This is a genomic window from Nocardiopsis alba (assembly GCF_000710955.1).
In the GTDB taxonomy this organism is placed as follows: domain Bacteria; phylum Actinomycetota; class Actinomycetes; order Streptosporangiales; family Streptosporangiaceae; genus Nocardiopsis; species Nocardiopsis alba.
On record NZ_BAZE01000002.1, the window covers coordinates 36,711 to 61,489 of the forward strand.

The 24,779-nt window shown below is 70.8% G+C and carries 25 protein-coding genes; 11 read left to right on the forward strand and 14 right to left on the reverse strand.

Annotation, left to right across the window (positions count from 1 at the left end; all coding sequences use genetic code 11):
- Nucleotides 1-41 precede the first annotated feature (41 nt).
- The 3 genes from TR33_RS03520 to TR33_RS03530 form a co-directional block, all read right to left on the reverse strand.
- Nucleotides 42-746, reverse strand: coding sequence for a polysaccharide deacetylase family protein (locus TR33_RS03520; RefSeq protein WP_017534987.1), 705 nt, complete (start codon nucleotides 744-746; stop codon nucleotides 42-44).
- Between the two features lie 231 nt (nucleotides 747-977).
- On the reverse strand, nucleotides 978-2,552 hold the full coding sequence (locus TR33_RS03525; RefSeq protein WP_042281409.1) for a polysaccharide deacetylase family protein: 1,575 nt from the start codon (nucleotides 2,550-2,552) through the stop codon (nucleotides 978-980).
- A gap of 213 nt (nucleotides 2,553-2,765) precedes the next feature.
- Entirely contained in the window at nucleotides 2,766-3,830 is a 1,065-nt protein-coding gene (locus TR33_RS03530) for a PA0049 C-terminal domain-containing protein (RefSeq protein WP_017534985.1), read from the reverse strand.
- 172 nt (nucleotides 3,831-4,002) lie between these two features.
- Here TR33_RS03530 and amaB point away from each other — a divergent pair, with 172 nt between their 5' ends.
- The 3 genes from amaB (at nucleotide 4,003) to TR33_RS03545 (ending at nucleotide 6,627) form a co-directional block, all read left to right on the forward strand.
- Nucleotides 4,003-5,550, forward strand: coding sequence for an L-piperidine-6-carboxylate dehydrogenase (gene amaB / locus TR33_RS03535; RefSeq protein WP_014909522.1), 1,548 nt, complete (start codon nucleotides 4,003-4,005; stop codon nucleotides 5,548-5,550).
- Between the two features lie 143 nt (nucleotides 5,551-5,693).
- The gene (locus TR33_RS03540; RefSeq protein ID WP_014910754.1) at nucleotides 5,694-6,191 is read left to right on the forward strand and encodes a MarR family winged helix-turn-helix transcriptional regulator; all 498 of its coding nucleotides are present in this window, start codon (nucleotides 5,694-5,696) and stop codon (nucleotides 6,189-6,191) included.
- Between the two features lie 10 nt (nucleotides 6,192-6,201).
- Nucleotides 6,202-6,627 (forward strand): organic hydroperoxide resistance protein, encoded by a 426-nt coding sequence (locus TR33_RS03545; RefSeq protein ID WP_014910250.1) that lies wholly within the window; start codon nucleotides 6,202-6,204, stop codon nucleotides 6,625-6,627.
- Between the two features lie 61 nt (nucleotides 6,628-6,688).
- Here TR33_RS03545 and TR33_RS03550 read toward each other — a convergent pair whose 3' ends face one another.
- Nucleotides 6,689-7,612 carry a DMT family transporter gene (locus tag TR33_RS03550; protein WP_084570189.1) on the reverse strand — a complete coding sequence of 308 codons (924 nt, stop codon included), beginning with the start codon at nucleotides 7,610-7,612 and terminating at the stop codon, nucleotides 6,689-6,691.
- Between TR33_RS03550 and TR33_RS03555 the strand changes: the two genes are divergently transcribed.
- On the forward strand, nucleotides 7,611-9,020 hold the full coding sequence (locus tag TR33_RS03555; protein WP_042281413.1) for an aminotransferase-like domain-containing protein: 1,410 nt from the start codon (nucleotides 7,611-7,613) through the stop codon (nucleotides 9,018-9,020). The two genes, TR33_RS03550 and TR33_RS03555, sit on opposite strands and share 2 nt — an antisense overlap.
- Here TR33_RS03555 and TR33_RS03560 read toward each other — a convergent pair.
- The gene (locus TR33_RS03560) at nucleotides 9,009-9,620 is read right to left on the reverse strand and encodes a helix-turn-helix domain-containing protein (RefSeq protein ID WP_017534982.1); all 612 of its coding nucleotides are present in this window, start codon (nucleotides 9,618-9,620) and stop codon (nucleotides 9,009-9,011) included. The two genes, TR33_RS03555 and TR33_RS03560, sit on opposite strands and share 12 nt — an antisense overlap.
- 78 nt (nucleotides 9,621-9,698) lie before the next feature.
- Here TR33_RS03560 and TR33_RS03565 point away from each other — a divergent pair, with 78 nt between their 5' ends.
- Both TR33_RS03565 and TR33_RS03570 read left to right on the forward strand, forming a co-directional pair.
- Entirely contained in the window at nucleotides 9,699-10,661 is a 963-nt protein-coding gene (locus tag TR33_RS03565; RefSeq protein WP_017534981.1) for an NAD(P)/FAD-dependent oxidoreductase, read from the forward strand.
- Between the two features lie 71 nt (nucleotides 10,662-10,732).
- Nucleotides 10,733-11,371 (forward strand): class I SAM-dependent methyltransferase, encoded by a 639-nt coding sequence (locus TR33_RS03570; protein WP_014909311.1) that lies wholly within the window; start codon nucleotides 10,733-10,735, stop codon nucleotides 11,369-11,371.
- A gap of 73 nt (nucleotides 11,372-11,444) precedes the next feature.
- On the opposite strand, the gene TR33_RS03575 is transcribed toward TR33_RS03570, so the two are convergent.
- From TR33_RS03575 to TR33_RS03590, 4 genes are all read right to left on the reverse strand, one after another.
- Nucleotides 11,445-12,455 carry a hemolysin family protein gene (locus tag TR33_RS03575; protein WP_014909362.1) on the reverse strand — a complete coding sequence of 337 codons (1,011 nt, stop codon included), beginning with the start codon at nucleotides 12,453-12,455 and terminating at the stop codon, nucleotides 11,445-11,447.
- Nucleotides 12,452-13,831: a hemolysin family protein gene (locus TR33_RS03580; RefSeq protein WP_014913572.1), complete on the reverse strand. Its 1,380-nt coding sequence runs from the start codon at nucleotides 13,829-13,831 to the stop codon at nucleotides 12,452-12,454. Before TR33_RS03580 ends, TR33_RS03575 begins: the two co-directional genes overlap by 4 nt.
- A gap of 238 nt (nucleotides 13,832-14,069) precedes the next feature.
- Nucleotides 14,070-14,630, reverse strand: a complete 561-nt coding sequence (locus tag TR33_RS03585) for a TrmH family RNA methyltransferase (protein ID WP_187294495.1) — start codon at nucleotides 14,628-14,630, stop codon at nucleotides 14,070-14,072.
- Nucleotides 14,631-14,736: 106 nt separating this feature from the next.
- On the reverse strand, nucleotides 14,737-15,405 hold the full coding sequence (locus TR33_RS03590) for a class I SAM-dependent methyltransferase (RefSeq protein WP_017534980.1): 669 nt from the start codon (nucleotides 15,403-15,405) through the stop codon (nucleotides 14,737-14,739).
- A gap of 139 nt (nucleotides 15,406-15,544) precedes the next feature.
- Between TR33_RS03590 and TR33_RS25840 the strand changes: the two genes are divergently transcribed.
- Together TR33_RS25840 and TR33_RS03600 are read left to right on the forward strand one after the other, a co-directional pair.
- Nucleotides 15,545-16,036 carry a dsRBD fold-containing protein gene (locus tag TR33_RS25840; RefSeq protein WP_081616083.1) on the forward strand — a complete coding sequence of 164 codons (492 nt, stop codon included), beginning with the start codon at nucleotides 15,545-15,547 and terminating at the stop codon, nucleotides 16,034-16,036.
- Between the two features lie 224 nt (nucleotides 16,037-16,260).
- Entirely contained in the window at nucleotides 16,261-17,523 is a 1,263-nt protein-coding gene (locus TR33_RS03600) for an APC family permease (RefSeq protein WP_042281414.1), read from the forward strand.
- A gap of 43 nt (nucleotides 17,524-17,566) precedes the next feature.
- On the opposite strand, the gene TR33_RS03605 is transcribed toward TR33_RS03600, so the two are convergent.
- The 5 genes from TR33_RS03605 to TR33_RS03625 all read right to left on the reverse strand — a co-directional run bounded on the left by TR33_RS03605 (nucleotide 17,567) and on the right by TR33_RS03625 (nucleotide 22,249).
- The gene (locus TR33_RS03605; protein ID WP_014911362.1) at nucleotides 17,567-18,322 is read right to left on the reverse strand and encodes an NUDIX hydrolase; all 756 of its coding nucleotides are present in this window, start codon (nucleotides 18,320-18,322) and stop codon (nucleotides 17,567-17,569) included.
- A 14-nt stretch (nucleotides 18,323-18,336) separates the two neighbouring features.
- Nucleotides 18,337-19,062 (reverse strand): HAD family hydrolase, encoded by a 726-nt coding sequence (locus tag TR33_RS03610; protein ID WP_017534976.1) that lies wholly within the window; start codon nucleotides 19,060-19,062, stop codon nucleotides 18,337-18,339.
- A gap of 128 nt (nucleotides 19,063-19,190) precedes the next feature.
- Nucleotides 19,191-20,138, reverse strand: a complete 948-nt coding sequence (locus TR33_RS03615; RefSeq protein WP_042281416.1) for a VWA domain-containing protein — start codon at nucleotides 20,136-20,138, stop codon at nucleotides 19,191-19,193.
- 70 nt (nucleotides 20,139-20,208) lie between these two features.
- Nucleotides 20,209-21,177, reverse strand: coding sequence for a DUF58 domain-containing protein (locus TR33_RS03620; RefSeq protein WP_042281419.1), 969 nt, complete (start codon nucleotides 21,175-21,177; stop codon nucleotides 20,209-20,211).
- A gap of 7 nt (nucleotides 21,178-21,184) precedes the next feature.
- Nucleotides 21,185-22,249 (reverse strand): AAA family ATPase, encoded by a 1,065-nt coding sequence (locus TR33_RS03625; protein WP_014908995.1) that lies wholly within the window; start codon nucleotides 22,247-22,249, stop codon nucleotides 21,185-21,187.
- Between the two features lie 151 nt (nucleotides 22,250-22,400).
- Between TR33_RS03625 and TR33_RS27375 the strand changes: the two genes are divergently transcribed.
- From TR33_RS27375 to TR33_RS03640, 3 genes are all read left to right on the forward strand, one after another.
- The gene (locus tag TR33_RS27375) at nucleotides 22,401-23,111 is read left to right on the forward strand and encodes a hypothetical protein (RefSeq protein WP_026125073.1); all 711 of its coding nucleotides are present in this window, start codon (nucleotides 22,401-22,403) and stop codon (nucleotides 23,109-23,111) included.
- A gap of 445 nt (nucleotides 23,112-23,556) precedes the next feature.
- Nucleotides 23,557-24,324, forward strand: a complete 768-nt coding sequence (locus tag TR33_RS03635) for a HipA family kinase (protein WP_017534973.1) — start codon at nucleotides 23,557-23,559, stop codon at nucleotides 24,322-24,324.
- The gene (locus tag TR33_RS03640; RefSeq protein WP_026125072.1) at nucleotides 24,321-24,755 is read left to right on the forward strand and encodes a DUF3037 domain-containing protein; all 435 of its coding nucleotides are present in this window, start codon (nucleotides 24,321-24,323) and stop codon (nucleotides 24,753-24,755) included. Before TR33_RS03635 ends, TR33_RS03640 begins: the two co-directional genes overlap by 4 nt.
- Nucleotides 24,756-24,779 lie beyond the last annotated feature (24 nt).

Below are 24,779 nucleotides of genomic sequence, written 5' to 3' on the forward strand. Positions count from 1 at the left end.
CGGTCCGGATGCGGGTCGGGCCCCTTCCTTCGTGCCCGGGGTCAGTCCTGGGAGCGGGCGTCGGTGTAGGCGGTGCCCTGGTCGAGGTCGTCGCCCATCAGTTCGGAGACGGTGACGAAGGTGTAGCCCTCGTCGGTCAGCCTGTCCAGGACGGCGGGGATGGCGTCGACGGTGGTCTGGTGGATGTCGTGGAAGAGCACGATGCTGCCCTCGCCGGAGTCGCGGTCGGCGATGTCCAGGATCGTTCCGGGGTCGCGGTTCTTCCAGTCCTCGGTGTCCACGTCCCACAGGATGAGGGGGCGGTCGGCGGCCTCGCGGACGGTGTCGTCGACGGCGCCGTAGGGCGGGCGCAGGGTGGCGGGGGTCTGACCGGTGACGTCCTCGATGGCCTTGTCGGTGCGTTCGAGGTCCTTCTCGATCTCCTCGCCGGACAGTGTGGTCAGGTCGTCGTGCCGCCAGGAGTGGCTGCCGACCTCGTGTCCGGTCTTGACCATGCGCTCGACCTCGTTGGGGTGGTCGGCCACGTTGGAGCCCAGGAGGTAGAAGGTGGCCCGGGCGTCGTGCGCGTCGAGCATGTCCAGAAGTCGCCCGGTGTACTCACCGGGCCCGTCGTCGAAGGTCAGTGCCACGCACTTGACCTCGTCGCAGTCGGGTGTGACGTCTTCCGGCGCGGCACCGGCGGGGACGGTGGTCAGGGCGAGCAGACCGGTGGTGGCCATGAGCCCACCGACGGCGGCCTTACGCATCACAGAGGTAACGTTCACGCATCGAAATGTACGTGAATGTTTTCGTGGTGACAACGTGGGGGTCCCCTTGGGACGTGCCGAGTGAGTAAGGCCTCTTCTTCCAGGTGAGGGCGGTTTCGGTCCGCTTCCTCGGCCATGTCGGGGATCCGGGGCGATCACCGCCTCCGAGGCGTTCGGACATGAAGGGAGGACCGGAGCGCGCCCTCGCGCCCCGGCCCTCATGTACGGATGTCACTCGAGTCGGGCGTCGGTGTAGGCCTCCCCCTCGGAGAGCTGTCCGTCCGCGAACAGGTTCTCCACCGACACGAAGTGGTAGCCCTGGGAATGCAGTTCCTTCAGGATGTCGGGGATGGCGTCGACGGTGCTCTTGTGGATGTCGTGGAAGAGCACCACGCTGCCCGTATCGACCTCGGAGACGGCGTGATCGATGATCGCGTCGGTGTCGCGGCTCTGCCAGTCCATGGTGTCCACGTCCCACAGGATGATCGGCTGTCCCAGGGCGTCGCTCACGGTGCTGTTGTGCGAGCCGTAGGGCGGACGCATGGTGCGCGGAGCCTTCCCGGTGGCCTTCTCGATGGCCTCGGAGGTGCGCTCCATGTCCTCGCGGACGCCGTCGCCGGACAGCGAGGTCAGGTCGTCGTGCTTCCAGGTGTGGCTGCCGACCTCGTGGCCCTCGGCGGCGGTGCGTTCCGCGATCTCGGGGAACTCCTCCACCAGGGAGCCCAGCACGTAGAAGGTGGCCTGGGCGTCGTACTCGGCGAGCGTGTCGAGGAGTTCCTCGGTGTACTCGCCGGGTCCGTCGTCGAAGGTCAGCGCCACGCACTTGGCCTCGGCGCAGTCCAGGGTGCGGCCCTCGGTGTCACCGGTGGTCTCGGCGACTCGTTCGGCGGGCACGGAGTTGCCGTTGACGGCGGCGTCGCGGGCCCGATAGCCGAGCTCGGAGAGCGATTCCTCGGTCTCCTCCGCCTCGATCGGGATCAGCGCCTCCTCGGCCCGGCCCGTCCCCGGGATCTGGGCCGGGTCCATGCGGACGGCCAGGCCGCCCGCCGTGCTGAAGGCCAGGTCGGCCAGAGGCGAGGCGGACCAGCGTTCGGCCGCCTCCATGGCCTGTTCCGGATCGGTCAGGTCGGCGTCGCCCAGAGGCAGTTCTCCCTCGCCCGGGCCTTCCCCCTCCTCGGGGTCGGTCGCCGGGTCCGAGGCCGCGGCCGGGACGAGTTCGCCGTCGGACTCCTCGGCCTTGGCGGAGACCTCGCCCACCAGGCCGGGCAACTGTTCGGGGGCCATGTCGTAGTCCTCGCGCAGGACGTCGGCCAGGGCCAGGTGGGCCTGGGCCAGGGCCTGTTCGTCGTGGAAGAGCGAGGTCCAGGGCATTACCTGTTCGGTTCGGGCGTCGTACCACAGGGTGGACGATCCGGGTCGGTCGGAGGCCTTGGTGGAGTCGGTGACGCTCATGCGCACACCCACCACGTCGTCGGAGGCGGCCAGCAGGCTCGTCGTCTGGACGAGCTCGGGGTCGCCCCGGTCGGGCAGGTTCTCCAGGAAGGCGGTCTGCCGCTCGGCCATGGCGGTGCGCACGTAGGCGGAGAGCGGATGGGACTCGCCCAGGATCGGATAGCTGTAGGAGACCGTACTGTCCTCGGACTCCACGGACACGGTGCGCGTGTTCAGGCCACCCAGGTCCTCGGGGGCGAATTGGATCGCCTCCGCGTAGGGCATCGAGGTGTCCGCGGCGTGGCACCCGGGGACCAGGAGCATCCCCAGGGCGACACCGACGGTGACGTTTCGTCGCAGAGAGATGACAGACACGTGGGGACCATATCGGAGGTGGGGCCGCAAAGCCGCACCTCAGAGCGACGAGTCGACCTCGCAGCGTGAATGAATGTCCGTTCGTTGACGAAAAAGTGCGATTTGTTCTTCGGTGCGCGCTCGGGCGTGTCCCCCGGCCGACGAAAACCCGGCCACCAGGTCGCTCTCGGAAGGGAACGGAGCGACCCGGGGCCGGGCGAAGGACGAAAGGGCTCAGATCAGGGCCGCGGCGACGATGGCGCGTGTCTGCTCCACCACGTCGACGTGCTCCTCCGGACGCGTGGTCTTGGGCAGGTGCACGTGCCCCGAACGGGCACGGGAACCGAGCCGGTCCCGCAGCAGGGTGTTGCGGTAGGCGATCTCGTTGGACAGGTAGTCGCCCCCGCCGCCGCTCCGGGCGGACGAACCCTCGCTCGGTCCCTCCGGGCGCGTCACGGGTTCGGCGCCACCGGCGGGGACCTCGACGACCTCGGTGTTGGCCACCACCCGATAGGGGCCCTCCACCGCGGCCACGATCTCCTCGACCGGCAGGGACGTACGCGTCCACTCCGGCCCGGGCCCCTCGGAGACCGGTACGGGCTCGGTGCGGGTCTGCCCCAGGTTGTCGGTGCCGCCACCGCGCCAGGCGCCGTTGAACACCTCCAGGTCGAAGCGGTCCGGTCGGCCCCGGCTCAGGGTGATGACGGCGTCGGCCACCCCGTGCGGGGGAGCCAGCGCCTCCTCCACCATCCCCTCCTCGAAGTCCGACCAGCGCACCGGGAACAGGGCCGAACGCACCAGCGCGGTGCGCTCGCCCATGGGGAAGGTCAGACCGTCCAGGGCCAGGGCCACCGCCCCCGACGGGTTGGAACACTCGGGGTCCCCGTCCAGATGGAAGGGGTCGAAACCGGTCACCACCACCCGGACCCAGCGGTCGCCGGGCGGAAAGTCCAGCTCGGTGATGCCTCGGGAGGCGGTCTCCAACAGGCGTGCGAGCTCGGCGCGCCGTTCGGCCTCCAACGGGAAGGAGGGCGACCAGGAGCGTAGTCGGGCCGCCAGGGTCAGGCGGGCCCAGTACAGCGGACGGTCGTCGACCGGACCGCCGTCCTCACGGACCGCCTCGGTCCACAGGCGTGAGGCGTGCGAGGCGACCACCTCCCGCGCGCGCTCGAAGGAGTCGGCGTCGCGCAGGTCGGCGGTGAACAGGGGCGCGGCGGCGCCGAAACCGGAACGTTCCAGGATCCGGAGGGGAGCGGGGAGGAGGGCACGGTTCTCTTCGGGGGTGGTGTCGTGGTGCACGGGCCAGCTGTCTGGGTCGGGGACGGGCCCGCAGAGTCTAACGTTCGTCGGTGACGAACGGGCCGGAACTCCGACGGGGAAGGCGAATCCGAACGCCGGGGGTGGACCCCGGAGCGGGGACTTGGCAAGGTGAGGGGTGACCATCGTCCCTCTCAACGGAGAGAGAACACACATGCCGAATGGTGCTCTTCCCGACACGCGGTCCCTCGCCGAACGCGCGCGGATCGCTCTGGAACGCTGCGGTACGACCGGGCTGCCCGAAGCCGTCGGGGCGCCGGGGCGGGCCCGCACGCCGATCACCGGCCAGGACCTGTTCCCCCTGGAGTTCGCCACCCCGGTCGAGGCCGAGAACGCGGTGGCCGCGGCGCACGCCGCCTTCACCTCCACCTGGCGCGACACCCCCGCGCCCGAGCGGGGCAGGCTGGTGCACCGACTGGGCGAGCTCCTGCGCGAGCACAAGGCGGACCTGGCCGAACTGGTGACCATCGAGGCGGGCAAGATCCGCTCCGAGGCGCTGGGCGAGGTCCAGGAGATGATCGATATCTGCGACTTCGCCGTCGGACTGTCGCGTCAGCTGTACGGGCGCACCATGCCCTCGGAGCGGCCCGGACACCGCCTGATGGAGACCTGGCACCCGCTGGGGGTCGTCGGGGTCATCACCGCCTTCAACTTCCCGGTGGCGGTGTGGTCGTGGAACACCTGCGTGGCGCTGGTATGCGGCGACACGGTGGTGTGGAAGCCCTCGGAGACGACCTCGCTGACCGCGCTGGGCTGTCACGGTCTCCTGATGCGCGCGGCGGCCGACGTGGGCGCCCCCGCCGACGTGCACCGGGTGGTGCTGGGCGGGGCCGACATCGGCCGGACCCTGGTGGACGACCCCCGGGTGGCGCTGGTCTCGGCGACCGGCTCCACGGCGATGGGGCGCGCGGTGGCGCCCCGAGTGGCCGCGCGGATGGGCCGCTACCTGCTGGAGTTGGGCGGTAACAACGCGGCGGTGGTGACCCCCTCGGCCGACGTCGACCTGGTGGTGCGCGGCAGCGTGTTCGCGGCCGCGGGGACGGCGGGGCAGCGGTGTACGACGCTGCGCCGGCTGATCGTGCACGAGGACGTGGTGGAGGAGGTCACCGAGCGCATCGTGAACGCCTACGAGCAGTTGGGCGGTCGGGTGGGAGATCCCTTCGAGGAGGACACCCTGGTGGGTCCGCTGGTCTCCGAGCGCGGCTACGAGGCGATGCGCGCCGCCCTGGAGCGGGCCCGCGCCGACGGCGGTCGGGTCCTGGTGGGCGGCGAGCGACGGCTGGAGAAGGACGCGGCCGAGGCCTTCTATGTGGAGCCCGCGGTGGTGCGCATGCCCGGGCAGGCCGAGGTGGTGCGGGAGGAGACCTTCGCGCCCATCCTCTACGTGATGACCTACCGCACCCTGGAGGAGGCGGTGGAGCTGCACAACGGGGTGCCGCAGGGGTTGTCGTCGGCGATCTTCACCCAGGACCAGGCCGAGGCCGAGCGGTTCCTGTCCTCGGCCGGATCGGACTGCGGGATCGTCAACGTCAACATCGGCACCTCGGGCGCCGAGATCGGCGGGGCCTTCGGTGGCGAGAAGGACACCGGCGGCGGCCGGGAGTCGGGTTCGGACTCGTGGAAGGCGTACATGAGGCGGGCGACCAACACCGTCAACTACGGCGGTGAGCTGCCGCTCGCCCAGGGGGTGCGCTTCCTGTAGCGGAGCGGCGTCGGGCCCGCGCCCCGGGGCGCGGGCCCTCGTGGCCGCGGTGCGCCTAGAAAAGTCGTGCCCAACACTGTTGTGCACAACCTTTTCTCTGTTACGGTGGCTCCGACCACCGCGGCGCATACGGGGGAGGGCCCATGGCCGGTACCGACGAGGGAGATCCCCTCCACCTGGACCAGCAGCTCTGCTTCGCCCTCTACACCGCCTCCCGGGCCCTGACCGGGCTCTATCGGGAGATCCTGACCGACCTGGGGCTCACCTACCCGCAGTACCTGGTGATGCTGGTGCTGTGGGAACACGATCCCCTGCCGGTCAAGGAGCTGGGACGGGCGCTGAGCCTGGACACCGGCACACTCTCCCCCCTCCTGCGCCGTATGGAGGGCGCCGGTCTGTTGACGCGCAGTCGCGGCTCCGAGGACGAACGTGTCGTGCACGTCGCCCTCACCGACGAGGGCGCGCGTCTGCGCGAGCGCGCGCGGGACATTCCCCATCGGGTCCTGTGCGCCACCGGTCTTCCCCGAGACCGGGTCGAGGACCTGCGCTCCCTCCTGGATCAGGTCACCCGTTCGGTGACCGGGGACACCGACGACCCCACCCCACTCACCCGGGACCCGGCCGACCGCCGGGACCCATAGAGAGGCAACCATGGCTTTCCAGAAGCTCTACACCGCCAACGCCACCGTCACCGGTGAAGGCCGCAAGGGCAGCGGCAAGACCGACGACGGCCGTCTGTCGGTCGACCTGTCCGTCCCCAAGGGCCTGGGCGGCGACGACGGCCCCGGCACCAACCCCGAGCAGCTCTTCGCCGTCGGCTACGGCGCCTGCTTCCACGGCGCGCTGAAGAAGGTCGCCGGCCTGAACAAGGTCGACGTGGCCGGTTCCAGCATCGACGCCGAGGTCACCCTGGGCAAGGACGAGGGCATGGACCTGGTCGTCCACCTGACCGTCACCCTGCCCGGCCTGGAGCAGGACCAGGCCGAGAAGCTGGTCGAGTCCGCCCACCAGATGTGCCCCTACTCCCGCGCCACCCGCGGCAACATCGAGGTCGGCCTCACCGTCAAGACCGCCTGAGTCGGGATCCGATCCCCGATGGGGGCGGCGCGCATCGTGCGCGCCGCCCCCATCGTCGTGTTCAGGAACGCGAGCGGGTGCGTACGGCCAGTGTCGCGCACAACAGGACGGCGGCCCCTCCCAGCACCACCCTGGGGGTCAGGGCTTCGCCCAGCAGCAGCGCCGCCCAGCCCACGGTCATCACCGGCTGGGTGAGCTGGATCTGGGCGACCCGGGCGGGCGGCCCGATGGCCAGCCCCCGGTACCAGGCGAAGAAGCCCAGGTACATGCTGACCACGGCCAGGTAGGCGAAGGCCGCCCACTGGGTGGGGGAGGCGGTGGGCGGCTCGTGGACCGCGGTCCACGCGGTCAGCGCGACCATCACCGGCGAGGCGAGCACCAGAGCCCAGGAGATGGTCTGCCAGGCGCCCAGCTCACGGGAGAGCAGACCGCCTTCGGCGTAGCCCGCGGCGGCGGCCAGGACCGCGCCGAACAGGAGCGGGTCGAAGGCGAGGGCGCCGAGCGCGCCGCCTCCGGACAGGATGGAGAAGCCGAGCGCGGCCACCGCGCCCAGCGCGACCGTCCCCCAGAAGAGCGGCCCGGGCCGCTCCCGGGTGCGCAGGACGACCGCCGTGGCCGTCGCGGCGGGCAGTAGCGCGATCACCACGGCGCTGTGGGTGGCGGTGGCGGTGGTCAGCGCCAGCGAGGTCAGGACCGGAAAACCGATGACCACACCCGCCGAGACCACGGCCACGCGGAGCCACTGTCGACCCCGGGGGAGGGCCTGCCGGGTCAGGGCCAGAGCGGCGGCGGCGAGCAGGGCCGCCACGACCGCGCGGCCGGCGCCGGCGAACAGAGGGGTCAGCCCCTCGTCGGCCACGGCCAGCCGCGTGAGCGGAACGGTCAGGGAGAAGGCCGCCACCCCGAGTAGACCCCAGCGGAGACCGCTCCCGAAAGAGGGTAGCGGTGGTGCGGTCGTGTGAGTAGTGCTATCGTTGACTCTCATGTCCAACGATAGCAGTGGCCGTATCGTGGCGGAATTGAGCGACTGGATCTCTCGGGCCGAACCGGGCGCGCGCCTGCCCTCCACCCGGGAACTGGTCGCCCGCCACGAGGCGAGCCCGGTCACCGTGCAAAAGGCCCTGCGCGCCCTCGTCGCCCAAGGGCTGGTGGAGAGCCGTCCCGGGGTGGGCACCTTCGTCCGGGCCCGCCGCGCGACCCGCGTCCACGATCACCGATGGCAGACCTCCGCCCTGGGTGCCGCGCCCCGCGTGCCGGAGCCCTCCACCGCGCTGCGCCCCGCCCCCGAGGGGGCCATCGCGCTGCACTCGGGCTACCCCGACCGGGAACTGCTCCCCGAACGGCTGGTACGCGCCGCCTTCGCCCGCGCGGCCCGGGGCGGCGCCGCGCTGGAGCGCCCCACGGCGGCCGGTGACGCCGAACTACGGGCCTGGTTCGCCGCCTCCCTGGCCGGATCCGCGCTTCACGGGATCGACCCGCCGACCCCGGAGGACGTGGTCGTCGTCCCCGGCAGCCAGAGCGGGATCAGCACCCTCTTCCGTGCCCTGGCCGGCCCCGGAGGGGCGCTGGTGATGGAGTCGCCTACCTACTGGGGCGCGATCAGGGCGGCCGCCTGGGCGGGGGTGCGCGTCGTCCCCGTGGCCGGGGGCGAACACGGACCCGACCCCGACGAGGTCGACCGGGCGCTGGCCCGCAGCGGGGCGCGCGCCTTCTACGCCCAACCGCTCTTCGCCAACCCGACCGGCACCTGTTGGTCGGTCGAGACGGCCGAACGGATCCTGGAGGTGGTGCGTCGCCACGGTGTCTTCCTCATCGAGGACGATTGGGCCCACGACTTCGGGATCGAGGACGACCCCGTGCCGATGGCCGCCCGTGACGACGACGGGCACGTGATCCACCTGCGCTCGCTCACCAAGAGCGTGTCCCCGGCGGTGCGGGTGGCCGCGGTGATCGCCCGGGGCCCGGTGCGCGAACGCGTCCTGGTCAGCGCTCAGAGCGAGTCGATGTACGTCAGCGGAGCCCTCCAGGAGGTGGCGTTGGACGTGGTCACCCGACCGGCCTGGCGTACCCACCGCCAGGGACTGCGCCATCGCCTGGCCGAACGGCGCGACCTGCTGACCTCGGCCCTGGCCGAACACGCCCCCGCCCTGCGGGTGGAGACCCCGCCCCGGGGAGGGCTGAACCTGTGGGCGCGCCTGCCCGAGGGGGTCTCGCCGCTCCGGGCGGCCGAGGAGTGCGCGCGGGCGGGGGTCGTCGTGGCGCCGGGGGACGAATGGTTCCCCACCGAACCCACCGGCCCCTACCTGCGGCTCAACTACTCCGGTCCGCGCCCGGGCGACTTCGTCGAGGGGGCTCGCGTCATCGGCCGCGTGGTGGAGGGGCTAGGCGGATGACCCCTCGTCCCGGCCCTGACCACGCCGCGGGCGGGCCCGCAGATGGGCGCGTTCGCCCTGGGTGCCGAAGAGGCTGAGGATCTCCACCGGACGGTCGTCGGCGGTGCCGAACCAGTGCGGGGTGCGGGTGTCGAACTCGGCGGCCTCGCCGGGGGCGAGCACCAGATCGTGCTCGCCCAGGACCAGCCGCAGCCGCCCGTCCAGGACGTAGAGCCAGTCGTAGCCCTCGTGGCTCTGCGGATCGGGCACCTCGCGCCCGCCCCCGGGGGACAGCACCATCTTGAAGGCCTGGATACCGCCCGCGCGGCGGGTGAGCGGGATGACGGTCATGCCGTGCCGGTTCATGGGGCGCAGGTGCACGCGGGGATCGCCGGTGGGAGGGGCGTCCACGAGTTCGTCGAGGGTGACCCCGTAGGCCCGGGCCAGGGGGAGCAGGAGTTCCAGGGCGGGGCGCCGATCGCCGGTCTCCAGCCGGGAGAGGGTGCTCACCGAGATCCCGGTGCTCTCGGACAGGTCGGCCAGGGTGGTGCCACGTTGCAGCCGCAGCGCCCGCAGACGGGGGCCGACCGCGTCCAGCGCCTGATCCAGGTCGTGATCCATGCGTCCATGTTGCCATACCGGCAAGGAAAGTTGTCATTACGCCGGGGAGGGCGCACCGTGTTCGGTGGAGGTGGTCATATGAACACGAAGAACGAGGACGTCCACGAGGTACTGGTGGTCGGCGGGGGAGCCGCTGGCCTGAGCGGGGCGCTCACCCTGGCCCGGGCCCGACGCTCGGTCCTGGTGGTGGACGGCGGTGAACCTCGCAACGCCCCCGCGAGTGGGGTGCACGGCCTGCTGGGACTGGAGGGGATCCCCCCGACCGAACTCCTGGAACGCGGCCGTGCCGAGGTGCGCTCCTACGGAGGCGAGATCATCTCGGGCCGGGTCCGAAGCGTCGAGGGCGACGCCGAGAACGGCTTCCGGGCCGCCCTGGCCGACGGACGCGTGGTCCGCGCGCGCCGGATCCTGGTGGCCACCGGGCTCACCGACCGGCTCCCCGACGTGCCCGGACTGGCCGAACGCTGGGGCCGAGACGTGCTCCACTGCCCCTACTGCCACGGCTGGGAGGTACGCGACCTGCCCATCGGCGTCCTGGCCACGAGCCCGATGTCCACCCACCAGGCCTCGATGTTCGGCCAGTGGAGCCCGGACGTGATCTACTTCGCCGACGGCGGAGAGATCGCCCCCGAGCAGGCCCGCCGCCTGAACGCCCAGGGCATCAGGGTCGTGTCCGAGCCGGTCACCGCGATCGAGACGGTCGACGACGCCCTGGCGGGGGTACGACTGGACACGGGGGAACTCGTCGAACGCCGGGCGTTGGCCGTGGCCGCGAGGATGGAGGCACGCGTGGACTTCCTGGCACCGCTGGGCCTGAAGCCGGTCGACCACCCCTCGGGGATGGGCGACCACCTGCCCGCCGACGCCACCGGACGCACCGAGGCGGCCGGGGTCTGGGTGGCGGGTAACGCCACCGACCCCTCCGCGCAGGTCGGGGCCTCGGCCGCCGCCGGAACCCTGGCGGCCGCCCGGATCAACGCCGACCTGATCGAGGCCGACGTCGACCGGGCCCTGAACGGGGAGAGCAGGTCCTCGGCCTGAACCGGGGCACGAGGCAACGCCGGGCCGGTGACGTGCCGGAACCGGGATCGACACACCACAGGGGGAAGCACATGTCCGACACCTTCGGCCGGGACTATTGGGAGCGGCGCTACGAGGGTCACGAGCACGGCCACGGCACGCACCGGGGACCCAACCCGACGCTGGTCGAGACCGCGGGGGAGCTCGACCCCGGCACCGCCCTGGAGGCCGGCGCCGGCAGAGGCGAGGACGGTATCTGGCTGGCGCGACGCGGCTGGCGGGTCACGGCGGTCGACATCTCCGAGGCCGCCCTCGACCAGGCCGCCCAGAGCGCTCGGGACCTGGACCCCGAGGCGGCCGCACGGATCACCTGGGTGCGCGCCGACCTGACCGAATGGGCTCCGAGCGAGCCCGGTTTCACCCTGGTCAGCAGCCACTACGCCCACCCCACCGGCCGCTTCGAGAGACTGGTGGAACGCCTGGCCGCCAAGGTCGTTCCGGGCGGCACCCTGCTCATCGTGGGCCACGACACCTCCGAGGCCCACACCCACGCCGCCCCGCACGACCGACCGGCCCACGCCCACATGTCGGCGCCTCGGGTCGCGGCGGTCCTGGACCCCGCGGAATGGGACGTGCTGGAGGCCGACAGCCGCGAACGCGTCGTCACCCTCCCCGACGGCGGGCACAAGAGCATGCGCGACGCCGTCGTCCGCGCCCGCCGACACCGCTGAACCCGGCCCCGGACGACGAACGGGCCCTCCCGCACCAGAGCGGGAGGGCCCGTCGTCACGTCCACCGCGAGGATCAGGCGGCGGTGTCCAACAGCAGGAGGCGGTCCAGGATGTCCTGGAGGGTCACCAGACCCACCAGCTCCTCACCGTCCTCCACCAGGGCCAGGTGACTGCGGCTCTCCCGCATGATCCCCATGGCCGCGTACATCGGCGTGGCCGGGGCCAGCGTCAGCACCGGACGCATCAGGTCGGCGGCGGTGGTGCCCGCCGGCCCGATGAGCGCCTCGCGCACGTGGAGCACGCCCACCGGCCGCTCCTGCTCCATGACCACTAGACGCAGGTGCGTGGATTCGCGCGAGACCCGCTTGATCTCCTCCACGTCCGCGTCCGGGCCCACCCAGGCGATCTCCTCGCGTGGGGTGATGTGCGAGCTCAACGGTTGGGAGTTGACCTCCAGGGCGGTGGCCAACTGGTCACGACGCTCGGAGTCCAACGCACCGGCCTTGGCCGAGTGCTCGACCAGCTCCCGCACGTCCTCCGGGTTGTGGCCGCTCACCAGCTCGTCCACGGCCTGCACCCCGAACAGGTGCAGGACCCCGTTGGCCATGTTGTTGAGCATCACGATCACCGGGCGGGTCAGCCACATGAACGCCCGCATCGGGATCGCCAGCATGGTCGCCGACTTCTCCGGATGCGAGATCGCCCACGACTTGGGCGCCATCTCTCCCACGACCAGGTGCAGGAAGGTCACGATGATCAGGGAGAAGGTGAACGAGAGCACGTAGCCCACCGTGTCGGGAAGACCGCCGAACAGCGGCTCCAACATGTGGTGGAAGGCGGGCTTGGAGATCGCGCCCAGGGCCAGGGTGGCCAGGGTGATCCCCAACTGGGAACCGGCCAGCAACAGCGACAGGTCGCGGGCGCTCTTGAGAGCGGCCCGGGCCGAGGCGCTGGTGTGGGCGGCCTCCTCCAACCGGTAGCGGCGCGCCGCCACCAGGGCGAACTCGATCGCCACGAAGAACCCGCTCAACGCGATGAACAGGACGGTCAGCGCCATCGCCAACCAGATGTTCATGTCACTCATGCCCGCACCTCCCGCGCGCCCTCTCCGGCGACCTCGTGCAACCTGACCTCGACCGTGTGCGGCACGTGCCGCTGGACCGCGTTGACCGTCAGGGCCAACGTCATGTCCGGGTCCTCGTCATGGGCGCCGGCCGGCCGGGGCAGAGGCAGGTCGACCCGGTCGCCCACACGGGGCAGCCGGTGCAGCGCGTGGATGACCAGACCGCCTATGGTCTCGTAGTCGCCCTGAGGCAGGTCGTGGCCGATGAGCCGCTCGACCTCGTCGATGTGCAGGGCGCCGGGGACCAGATAGCCGTCGTCACCGCCGAGCGGGGCCGGAGCCTCCTCCTCGGGGGTGTGCTCGTCGGCGATCTCACCGACCAGCTCCTCGGCCAGATCCTCGGTGGTGATGACGCCGGCCAGGCCGCCGTACTCGTCGACGACGCACGCGAACTCCTCCGAGGCGTCGCGGAGCTGGTCCAGGACCCCGGGCAGCGGAAGCGAGGCCGGCACCATCACGGTGGGCCGGGCCACGTCGCGTACGAGTATCTCGGACAGGTCCCGATCGCCCAGGGCGAGCACGTCGCGCAGGCAGATCACGCCGACGATGTCGTCGACGCCGTCCCCCAGCACGGGGAAACGGGAGTGGTCGGAGGCCATCAGCTCCACGACCCGGCTGACCGGATCGCCCTCCTCCACGGTGGTGACCTCCGGACGCGGGATCATCGCGTGACCGGCGGTGCGCTCGTGGAAGTCCAGGGTGCGATCCAACAGGGTCGACACCTCGGCCGGAAGGTCGCCGCTCTCACGGGACTCGGCGATGATGCTCTCCAGGTCGCGCGGGGTGGCCGCGTGCTGGACGTCCTCGACCGGGGTGATCCGGACGAGCTTGAGCAGTCCGATGGCCGCCTGGTCGAACAGCCAGATGACCGGGCCGAACACCTTCAGGTAGATGCCGGTGGACAGGGCCAACCGGCGGGCCACCGGCTCGGGACGGGCGATGGCCAGGTTCTTGGCGAACAACTCGCCGAACACCATCTGGACGACGGTGGAGAACAGCAGGGCCAGGACCGTTCCGATCGCGAGGCCGGTGCCGAGGGGGACGCCCGCGCCCCCCAGGAGCTCGCCGACACCGTCACCGATCATCGGTTCGGCGATGTAGCCGACCAGGAGCGTGGTGACGGTGATGCCCAACTGGGCACCGGAGAGCATGAACGAGGTGCGGTTCGTGATGGACAGGGCCCGCTGGGCGCCGGTGTCACCGGCGGCGGCCCGTGCCTTGAGTCTGGAGCGGTCCACGGCCATGTAGCCGAATTCCTGGGCGACGAAATAGCCGGTCGCCATGGTGATCAAGAAGACCACCAACGCTCCGAAGGCGATACTGAGGACGGTGCTCATCGGGCACGCACCGCCTGTTCTCGCCCGTGGATCGGGTTTCTAGCCAGGTGCGCGCCCTTCCAAGAAGGGGGCTCGTCGGAGTCGGGGTCACAGCATCCACGAGGGATGCTGCCGGTACTTCGGGACGGGTCCACTGTTCCTCTCTCTGCGCCGTGGCGCTTGGGACTGATGTGCGGAATACGCGGTAATGGTCAAAAGGGTGACGTACGGGACGGAGAAAAGATTCCCCTCGGCCCGGTCACATCCCGACGGGGGCCTCTGCCTCGCCGTCGAAGGTGGTCCACTCGCGGCGCCGGGCCTCGGCCAGGGCGATGGCGGTGGCCACGGCCACGTTGAGGGAGCCGACCCGGCCGATCTGCGGAATGTAGGTGATCGCGTCGGCGCCGGCCAGCAGCGCGGGGGAGCAGCCGTGGTCCTCGGCGCCCACGGCCAGGCACACGTCGGGCTCCAGCGGGGCGGCGTGCAGGGGGACGGCGCCCTTGGCGAGTTCGACGGCCACGACCTTGTAGCCGTCGGCACGGGCGGCCTCGAGGGCCTGCGCGGTGGTCGAGACGCGCTCGTGCGCGATCTTGGCGGCGGTGCCCAGCGCGGTCTTACCGACCTTGGGGTCGTCGGGGTCGGCGCTGTTGCCGGTGAGCCAGAGACGGTCCACACCGAAGGTGGCGCAGGTGCGCAGGATGGAACCCAGGTTGTAGGGCTGGGTGACCGACTCGACCAACAGGGAAAGACGTCCCTCGGTCCGCCTGCGCCACTGGCGGTTCAGACGTTTGACGTCCGTGGGACGCAACTGCGTGCTCAACTGCGGTGTGTTCCTCGTGGGTCTGGGCCGGACGGTCCGGCCCTGGTCGGTACACACTACCGGCACCCCGTCGGGTGTGCACGCCCGACCCGGCGCGTTCGGGACCTCAGGCCCTTTCGTCGGGGGTCGCGGGGTGCACGGTCAACACCCGGAAACCGGCGCGCGAGGCCAGACGTTCGGTGGCGTGCCCCCGCGACTCCAACCATTTCTGGAGGGAGTCCGAACCCAGGTGACGCTGGACCACCAGGTGGGCGACCCCCGTGGGGGACAGGCGACCCAACCAGGTGAGCAGCAGGGAGTGCAGGACCTCCTTGCCCACCCGGATGGGCGGGTTGGACCACAGCACGTCGAAGGGGCCGAGAAGGTCTTCGGAGGTGGGGGCCGCGCCCTCGACCTCGCCCTGTTCGGGGGCCGGATCGCCCTCGGGGGTGATCACGGCGAAGCGGGCCCCGTCCAGGCCGTGCTCGGCGGCGTTGCGGCGGGCCAGCGCGACGGCGCGGGCGTTGACGTCGACCCCCAGCACGCGGGCTCCCGGCGCGCGCGAGGCCAGGGTCAGGGCGATGGGTCCGTAGCCGCAGCCCACGTCGAGCAGGGTGCCCTCGGGCGGCGGGGGCGGAACGCTCTCCAACAGGACGCGGGTGCCCAGATCGACCTTGTCGGGGGAGAACACCCCGCGGTCGGTGCGCAGGCGCAGGTGGAGATCGGGCAGCACCAGGTCGGCGGTGGAAGGCCGACTGGCGGAGCTCGGAGAGGAGTCGAAGTAGTGCTGGGCCACGCCGTGACGCTACCAGGGTCGGGGCCCGCGACGAGCCGGTAAAAACCTCTCATACCACGGGGAACGAAAGGGCCAACCGTTGGTGTGATCACCGTTTCGGGCGGAATGATGAGGATAGGCGAGGTTTGTGGGGGAACCGATGCGAGCAAAGGTAGGCGACCACCTGGTCGTCGAAAGCCCGAACGCCGACACCCACCGCCGGACCGCGGTGGTCACCGAGGTCAGGGGGCCCGAGGGGGCACCGCCCTACCAGGTGCGCTGGACCGATGGCGGCGTCGAACACCGGGACCTGATCTACCCGGGACCCGACGCGCACATCGAACACATACCGCACGCGAGGGGAGCCGAGTCCATGCAGACGATGAAGCGCTGGAACGTCGACGTGGTCGTCGCGGAGGAGAGCGAGGGCGACGCCGCCCGGACCTGGGCCGAAGTCGGGCTGATGGCCGACGACGGCACCGCGCTCCGGGGACACGGCATGGCCCGTAAGCACCCCACCGATCTGGACGTACCGGAGATCGGAGAGGAGCTCGCGGTCTCCCGCGCCCTGTCCGACCTGTCCCGACAACTGCGTCAGGTGGCGGCCGAGGACATCAACGACAACACCGGCACCCCGTGGCGTCCGATCTGAACGTGAACGCGACGGGCGGGGCGACCAGGGGCGCCGACCGCCGGGTCGACGCGATGTGAGCAGGCCCTCGGAGAGGTCCGAGGGCCTCTCGCTGTGCCGACGGGGCCGGGGTTCGCGGCCGCCGCGAGACCGGGTCCGGACACCGCGACCACGGGAGGCGGCCCCCGCGGGCCGATCGGATCGGGCACACTCGAAAAGTCGGATCATCGATCAAGGAGACCTTGTTGGCCACCTCTTCCGGACCGCAGGCCGAACCTGCCCGGGTGCTGGGTACCGTCGACGCGGCCGCCATCGGCGCCGCCGCGATGCTCGGCGCCGGGGTGTTCTCGGTCTTCGCACCGGCGGCACTGGGCGCCGGCGCCTGGCTTCCCGTCGCCATCGCCATCGCGGGCCTGGTCGCCTATTGCAACGCGATCTGCTCCGCGCGACTGGCCGCCCGCCACCCCGAGAGCGGCGGCACCTACGTCTACGGACGCGAACGCCTGGGCGACCTGTGGGGCTACCTCGCCGGTTGGGCGTTCGTCGTGGGAAAGATCGCCTCCTGCGCCGCCATGGCATTGACCTTCGCCGCCTACCTCCTCCCCGGCTGGGAGAGACCCGTGGCGGTGGCCCTGGTCCTGGTGCTGGCCGCCCTGAACTACCGAGGGGTGCGCAGATCCACCCTCGTCATCAAGATCCTGCTGGTGGCGGTCCTGGCCGTCCTGCTCGCCGTCCTGGCCGCGATGGTGTTCAGCGGCCGCCTGTCCGCGGTGGCCGAGGTCGACGGCATGGGCCCCTGGCCGGGATCCTTCGGTGTCCTCGGAGCGGCGGGGATGATCTTCTTCGCCTTCGCCGGCTACGCCAGGATCGCGACCCTGGGCGGCGAGGTACGCGACCCCAGGACCACCATCCCCCGCGCCATCACCCTGGCCCTGGGCGTGGTGCTCGCCCTCTACCTGGCGATCGGCACGAGCCTGCTGATCGTGCTGGGACGCGAGAGGCTGACCACCAGCGACGCCCCCCTGGTGGACGCGGTACGCGTGGCCGGGGTCCCCTTCCTGGTCCCGTTCGTGATCGCCGGCGCGGTCCTGGCCTGTGTGGGCGCGCTGCTGGCCCTGCTGCTGGGCGTCTCGCGCACGGTCGCCGCGATGGCCGCCGACGGGCACCTGCCCCGCCACCTGGCCCGCACCCACAAACGTTTCGGGGTGCCCCACCGCGCCGAGGTGGCGGTGGCCGTAGTGGTGATCGCCCTGGTGCTGGTCGGCGACCTGGGCGGTGTGATCGCCTTCTCCGCCTTCGGCGTGCTGGTCTACTACGCCATCGCCAACGCCTCGGCGCTGCGTCTGGGGCCCGAGGAGAACCGGCCGCCCCTCATCGCCCCGGTCGGGGGCCTGGTGGGGTGCGTGGTGCTGGCGTGCAGCCTGCCCCTGCCGGTGGTCATGCTCGGTGTTCTGGTCCTGGGGGCCGGCGCGGGGCTGTGGTGGCTGCGCCACCGCGCTCTGGCCTGAGCCGGGGCCGGGCCGAGGGTGATGCTCGACCCCGGGACGGCCCTCAGCGGCCGCGATGCTCGACGAGGAAGCCCAACCCGCGACGCGCGGTGGTGGACAGGTTCAGTTCCGCCAGCTCCTCGGGGGTGAACCACGCGCAGTCGGCGGTGGAGCCGTCCGGCTCGTTCACCCGCGGCTCGGTGGGCCGACCCACGTGTACATGGGAGAACACCCAGACCGCGTAGACGTCGGTGCCGCCCTCCGGGGTACGACGGTGACTGGTCACCTTGATGAGGTCTCCGACCACGCCGAACTGGCCGGTCTCCTCCAGCACCTCGCGCCGTAGCGCGGCCCGCACGTCCTCACCGGCGTCCACGCCCCCTCCGGGCAGATGCCAGGTGCCGGCGGCGGGATAGCCCTCGGCGATCCTGCTCAACAGGATCCGCCCGGAGGGGTCGGTGACGATGCCGTAGGAGGCGAAACGGCGCCTTCTCGGCGGGGCGTCGGCGTCCGGCTCGGGCTCTTCGTCCACGAGCCGCGACGCGGTCGGGGTGAGTCCCTCGGTGGGGACCACGTTCGGCCAGGAGGCCAGCAGATGGGGTCGGGAGTAGACGACGCGGTCCACGTGCAGGGCGCGGCTGTGGGACAGGCTCACGGTCTCGGTGAGCACGTCCACGGTCGCCAGCGGCTCCTCCGGGGACATCCCGCCCAGTTCGCGGGCGATCGCCTCGGGATCCTGACCGAAGAGCACCCGGGCGCCCGACAGGACCGGCCCCCGAGGTCCGTCGGTGATCAGGTGGACGGTGACCCGACGGGCCATCCAGTCGGCAGTGGTCACAGGGCCCCCACGGCCGAGGGGAGACCCAGAAGGCGCAGGAGGCCCTCCAGGTCCGGAATGGCCGTAACGCCCTCGATGGGGCTTCGGCCGGCGCGGTCGATGATGACCGGATGCATGCTCGCGGCGGTGGCCCCCACCCCGTCGGACTGGAGCTGGTCGCCCACGTGCCAGCAGGCGGTGGGGTCCACGCCCAGACGCTGGGCGGCGAACTGGAAGATGCGCGCGTCGGGCTTGCCGGCGCCGGCGGTGTCGGCGCAGACCACGGTGTGGAAGTAGCCCGTCAGTTCCAGGGCCTGGAGCTTGGCGTGCTGGAGCGCCTCGATGCCGTTGGTGACGATCGCCAGCCGGTACCCGGCCTGCCCCAGCGCGGCCAGGGTCGAGTGGGTGTCGGGGAAGACCTGCCAGGCGGTGCGCTGGACCTCCAGGTAGAGGCGGTAGAGCTCGTCGCAGTGCTGGTCGGCGAGCTCGTTGTGCCCGGCCTGGACGGCCAGGGCGCGGATGCGTTCGCGGCGCTGCTCGTCCAGGGACAGGTGTCCGCGAAGGTAGGCGCCGAAGGAGAGCTCGGTCTGGATGTCCCACAGGGCGCGGGCGGCGCCGAAGTCAGGGTGGCCGATGCGCTCCATGACCGCGCGCAGCCCCGCGGAGGAGGAGGCCGCGTCGTCGATGAGGGTGTCGTCCAGATCGAAAAGGATCGCGGTCGGAGAAGCGGGTGTGTTCGACATCGTTCCTCGATGTAAGTGGGCATGACAAAACATGCCAACGCTAACCGGTATCACCGGGTCAATTGGTGTAAACCCCACCTAAAAGGATGTGGTCAACATCACTTCGGGGGTGGTGGGGGTGGCTCTGATCAGGGAAGTCGCTGGAACCACAGCAGCGAGGTCAACGCGGTGGCCATGGACAGCACGATCGCGACCAGAACGAAACGCGTGACGATCTCCTCGTGCACGTACTCGGTCCCCAACGAGGAGCCGATGTCCTCATAGACCTCGTCCAGCTCGCTCTCGCTCTCGGCCTCGTAGAAGTGGCCACCGGTGTCCTGGGCCAACGCTCGCAACGCCTCCTTGTCGATGTCGGCCGGCACCTGGTAGCCGTCGATCTCGATCATCGCGGCCCCACTGCCGAACGCGATCGTCGACACCGGAACCTCGTCCTCGGCCGCCACCGACGACGCCTGCGCGATGTCCCGGCCGCTGGTGTTCTCACCATCGGAGAGCAGCACGATCGCCGCGGGAGGCGGATCCTCCTCCGCGTCCTCGTCGAAACCGCGAATGGACTCCAACGAGGCGAAGACACCCTCGCCGATGGCCGTACCCGGCCCCAACCGAAGGTTCTCGATCGACCCCATGACCGCCTCGTGGTCCTGGGTCGGAGGCGCCACCACCGTAGCGGTCGAGGAGAAGGACACCAAACCCACGTTGAACCGCTCCGGCAACGTCTCCACGAACCCGCGCGCCGACTCCTTGGCCGCCCGCAACCGGTCCGGCTCGATGTCGGTGGCCGCCATCGACAACGACACGTCCACCGCCACGATGATGGTCGCCCGCTCACGAGGGGCCTCCACCGGCATCGCCGGCACCGCCATCGCGGCGATCAACACCGCCGTCGTCCCCACGAACAGCACCGCCGGGACGTGACGACGCACGTCCGGACGCTTCGGCGCCACCTGGTCCAACAACTCCAGGTTGGTGAACCGCACCGTGTACTCACGACGCTGCCGCTGGGCGAGGACGTAGGCGACCACCAGGAGCACGATGAGCAACAGCCACCACAGCCGCTGCGGTTCCAGGAAGGTCATGACGGCCTCGCCTCCCCCATGGGCGTCGAATGCGCGGGGCCCTCCCACGCCTGGTCCTGACGACTCCGTCTCACCGGGGCGCCCCCGGAGTGTGACGGGCCATGTGATGCGCGGTCCGACGCTGATCGACCACGAACCGCGCGATGTCCAGTACCCAGTCACGGTCGGTCCGCAACACCAGATGCTGGACGCCGCAACGACGCAGAGCCGAACGGATCGTCGCCCGCTGCTCCGCCGTCGCCCGACGATAACGCTCCCGCACCGCACGGGTCAGCCGTACGTCGCGCACCCGCCCACTGGAGGGATCCCGCAGAGCCACGTCGCCCACCTCGGGCACGTCCAACTCACGCGGATCCACCACCTCCACCACCAACACCTGGTGGCGCGCGGCCAACATGCGCAACGGCCGCTCCCAGGGGACCGTGCCCCCGAAGGCCGGAGTGTCCAGAAAGTCCGAGACGACCACGCGCAGACCACGCCGACGACGCGTACGCACCAGATCGTCGATCGCGTCGGCCAACGTCGCCCCGTCCGCCGACGGGACGTTCTCGTCACCCGTGGGCGCGGCCGCTACCGTCGCCAACAACCCCAGCAGGGCCTCCTTGCCCGACCGGGCCGGCCACCGGCGCACCCGCCCCTGATGCAGGAAGTGCGCGCCGAAACGGTCGCCCACCCGCTGCGTCAGCAGGTTCGCCGCCACCAGGGCCCCCACCGCCACGTCGCGCTTGGAGTACAGGCCGGTACCGAAGTCCATTCGAGGGGACAGGTCCAACAGGGTCCAGCTCTCCAACTCCCGGTCGGCGACCAGATCGCGCACGTGCGGGGTGTCGGTGCGCGCCGTCACGGCCCAGTCCATGTGCCGTACGTCGTCCTCGCCCGGCTGGTACAGACGCGCCTCGGCCGCCTCCGAACCGGGCCCCAACCGCAACCCCAGATGCTCACCGTGCAACAGCCCGTCCAGCCGGTGCACGATACGCAGGTCCAGACGGCGCAGCGCGGCACGCAACCGAGGGTCGGTGCCGATGGCGGGAGTGTTCATGGACCGGTCACCTCCGCGCGGCGAAGGAGGCGGTCTCTCCGCTGGGCGGCTCGTCCCAGATCACCCTGGGCGCCGGAACGGTGGACAGGATCCGATCGACCACCTGCCCCGGGGTGATCCCGTCGGCCAGCGCGTCGAAGGTCAGGACCAGACGGTGGGCGATGACGTCGTGGGCGAGCACGCGCACGTCGTCGGGCAGGACGTAGTCGCGCCCGCGCAGCAGCGCCAGGGCGCGGGCCGAGGCGACCAGCCCCAGCGTGGCGCGAGGGCTGGCCCCCACCTCCAAGGCCTGGCGCAGATCGGGCATCTGGTGGTTCTCGGGCTCGCGGGTGGCCATGACCAGCCGGACCACGTAGTCGGCGATGAGCTGGTGGACGTGCACCCGCTCGGCGTCGGCCTGGAGCTCGCCCAGGGTCACCGGATCCAGCACCTGGTGGGCGGTGGGCGGCTCCGTGCTCATCCGCCGCAGGATCTCCATCTCCTCGTGCGCCTTGGGGTGGTTCACGTCGACCTTCATCAGGAAACGGTCGCGCTGGGCCTCGGGAAGGGGGTAGACGCCCTCGGACTCCACCGGGTTCTGCGTGGCGATGACGATGAAGGGGGCGGGCAGGGGGTGGGTGGTGCCGCCGATGGAGACCTGCCGTTCGGCCATGACCTCCAACAGCGCCGACTGCACCTTGGCCGGGGCCCGGTTGATCTCGTCGGCCAGGACGAAGTTGGCGAACACGGGACCGAGCTCGACGTCGAACCGCTCCGTGGAGGGGTGATAGATGCGCGTGCCCACGATGTCGGAGGGGACCAGATCGGGGGTGAACTGGATCCGGGTGAAGGAACCACCGGTGACCTTGGCCAGTGTGGACACGGCCAGTGTCTTGGCGATGCCGGGGACCCCCTCGATGAGACAGTGTCCTCGGGCCACCAGGGCGATCAGGGAGCGCTCCACCATGCGCTCCTGGCCGACGATGACGGTGGAGACCTCGTGCAGCGCCGCGCGCAGCAGACGGGTCGGTTCCCCCGGTGCACTCTCGGGGCTCGGAGTGGGGGAACCGTTCCCGGGTGAGGTTTCTGCCATGGCCCGCCTTCCCAGACTGGGTGCTCCGTCCTCGGGCACCGGTAGGAGTAGGTTGTGGATCACCTGTGGCGACACTACCTGTTCCGGCCCCGTTGTTCCGGTTTCCGGCACGGGTGGTGGGTCAGGGCGTTCGCGGCGAAGGGGGAGACGGATGTCGGTGCCCACGATGGGGCTGCGTGAGGGGGATCCGCGGCAGCTGGGGGAGTACCGGCTGCTGGGGAGACTGCGCGAGTCGCGCCTGGGCGTGGTCTACCTGGGTCGGGACGGTTCGGGAGAGCTCGTGAGCGTGGCGATGCTCAACGACGCCGCCGCGATCGACGAGCCCACCCGTGAGCGGTTCGCCCGGGTGGTGGAGGAGGACGACGACGTGGTGGCCGCGCGCATCAGCGGCCGTTCGGCTCTGTGGGTGGCGCGACCCCACACCGAGGACGGCCCCGACGCCGGGGTGCTGTTGGAGAGGGCCGGAGGCGGCGGTCCGGCGGTGCGCAGCGGTCCCGTGGTGATGCCGCACTGGGCGGGGGAGCGGGGCGCCTCCGCCGTGCGATGGAGCGTGCGCGGTGACGGGCGTGACAGCAAGGTGGCCCGGGGCGAGGCCAACTGGTGGTTGATCGGCGCCCTGGGCGCGCTGCTGGCCCTGCTGCTGGTGTCGATGTTCCTTCTGTACCTGTGGATGTTGCAGTTCCCCCAGCCTGAGAGCACCCCCGAGGAGCAACCGGGGGAGGAGCGGTCCGAACCGGCGCAGGAGGAGCCGTCACCGGGGGACGAGGAGGGGGAGCCCACCCCGGTGCCGTCCCTGCCGGGTCCGGGAGAGGATCCGCAGGGGGAGGAGGGCTGGGAGGAGCTCCCGGAGGACAACGTCTAGGGGAGCGGGCCCGGTCGGGCGGAGGAGACACCCTCTTTCCCGGGGGAGATCGGCGGGAAGACGGTGAAGATCTTCGAAGGACCCTGCCGTGGAACACGTTCCAGCATATAAATCTACGTCGTCAAGGTGGCGCGGCTTTTCTATGAAAAGCACTCCAGAAAAAGAAGATCGCGCGGCTACGCCGCACCCCTATAAACCCCTCCCTGAAGGACCCTCGGCGTGTCGTGGCCCTTCGGGGCCATATCTAGAACGTGTTCAGGGGTGTGTTGGAGACCCCTGGAGGGGTGCTCTCCGGTGACGGCGTGGGTGCGTGTGACCGATCGCGGAGAGAAGGACTGAACGCCTCGTCTCCTCCCGGACTCGAAAGCGCACTCGGCGGTGCGGGTTCGAAGCGCCGTGGGGTGCGCGACATCGCGGTCGGTCCCGCCTTGGGTCATCGGTGTCTATGCTGGCCGGCGTGCTGAAGAAAGTGATCGCGACGCGGTACGTGGTGCCGTTGCGCGAAGGAGGTTCGCTCCCGGGGTTGGTCGAGGCCGACGACCTGGGAATGTACGTGGTCAAGTTCATCGGGGCCGGACAGGGGCGTAAGACCCTGATCGCGGAGGTCGTCGCCGGTGAGCTGGGTCGAGCCCTGGGATTGCCGGTGCCCGAGCTCGCGCTGGTGGAGTTCGACGCGGTCATCGGTCGCGGTGAGCCCGACCCGGAGGTCCAGGAGCTGCTCAAGGCCAGTGACGGGTTGAACCTGGGGATGGACTTCCTGCCGGGGTCGTTGGGCTTCGATCCGCTGGTCTTCGAGGTCGATCGGGACCTGGCGGGGCGGGTGCTGTGGTTCGACGCCCTGATCGGGAACGTGGACCGTTCCTGGCGCAACCCGAACATGTTGATGTGGCACGGTGCGCCCTACCTGATCGACCATGGCGCCTCGTTGATCTTCCATCACTCGTGGGCCAACGCCGACCGGTTCGTCTCCCGTCCCTATGACGCCTCCGATCACGTGTTGTCGGGGGTGCGGCCGGATGTGGCCGCGGCGGACGCCGTGCTGGCCCCGGTGGTGGACGAGGTCCTGTTGCGTCGTGTGGTGGCCGCGGTGCCCGAGGTGTGGCTGGTGGACGAGCCGGGGTTCGACTCGGCCGAGGAGGTCCGTGAGGCCTACGTGCGTCATCTGTCGGCTCGTATGGCCGATCGTTCCTGGCTTCCGGAGGTGTCCTCGTGAGTGAGCGTTACCCCAGTGGGACGGTGACCACCGGGCGTGTGGGTGTGGAACGCGATCGTGCCGTGTTCGAGTACGCCCTGTTGCGTGTGGTGCCGTGTGTGGAGCGTGGTGAGTGTGTCAACGCGGGGGTGATCGTCTACTGCCAGGAGAGGGCGTTCCTGGCGGCTCGTTCGGCGTTGGACGAGGGTCGTCTGTTGGCGTTGGACGAGGGTGTGGACCTGGTGGGGGTGCGTCGGGCCCTGGAGGCGGTGGAGATGATGTGTCGCGGTGGTGATGAGGCGGGTGCGGCCGGTCGTGAGCGGCCGGGGCAGCGGTTCCGGTGGTTGACGGCTCCGCGGAGCACGATCGTGCGTGCGGGGGAGATCCACGGGGGGTTGACGGAGGATCCGGAGGCCGAGGTGGAGCGGTTGTTGGATCGTCTGGTGCGTTGATCCGGGGGGTGGACGTAAGAGAGG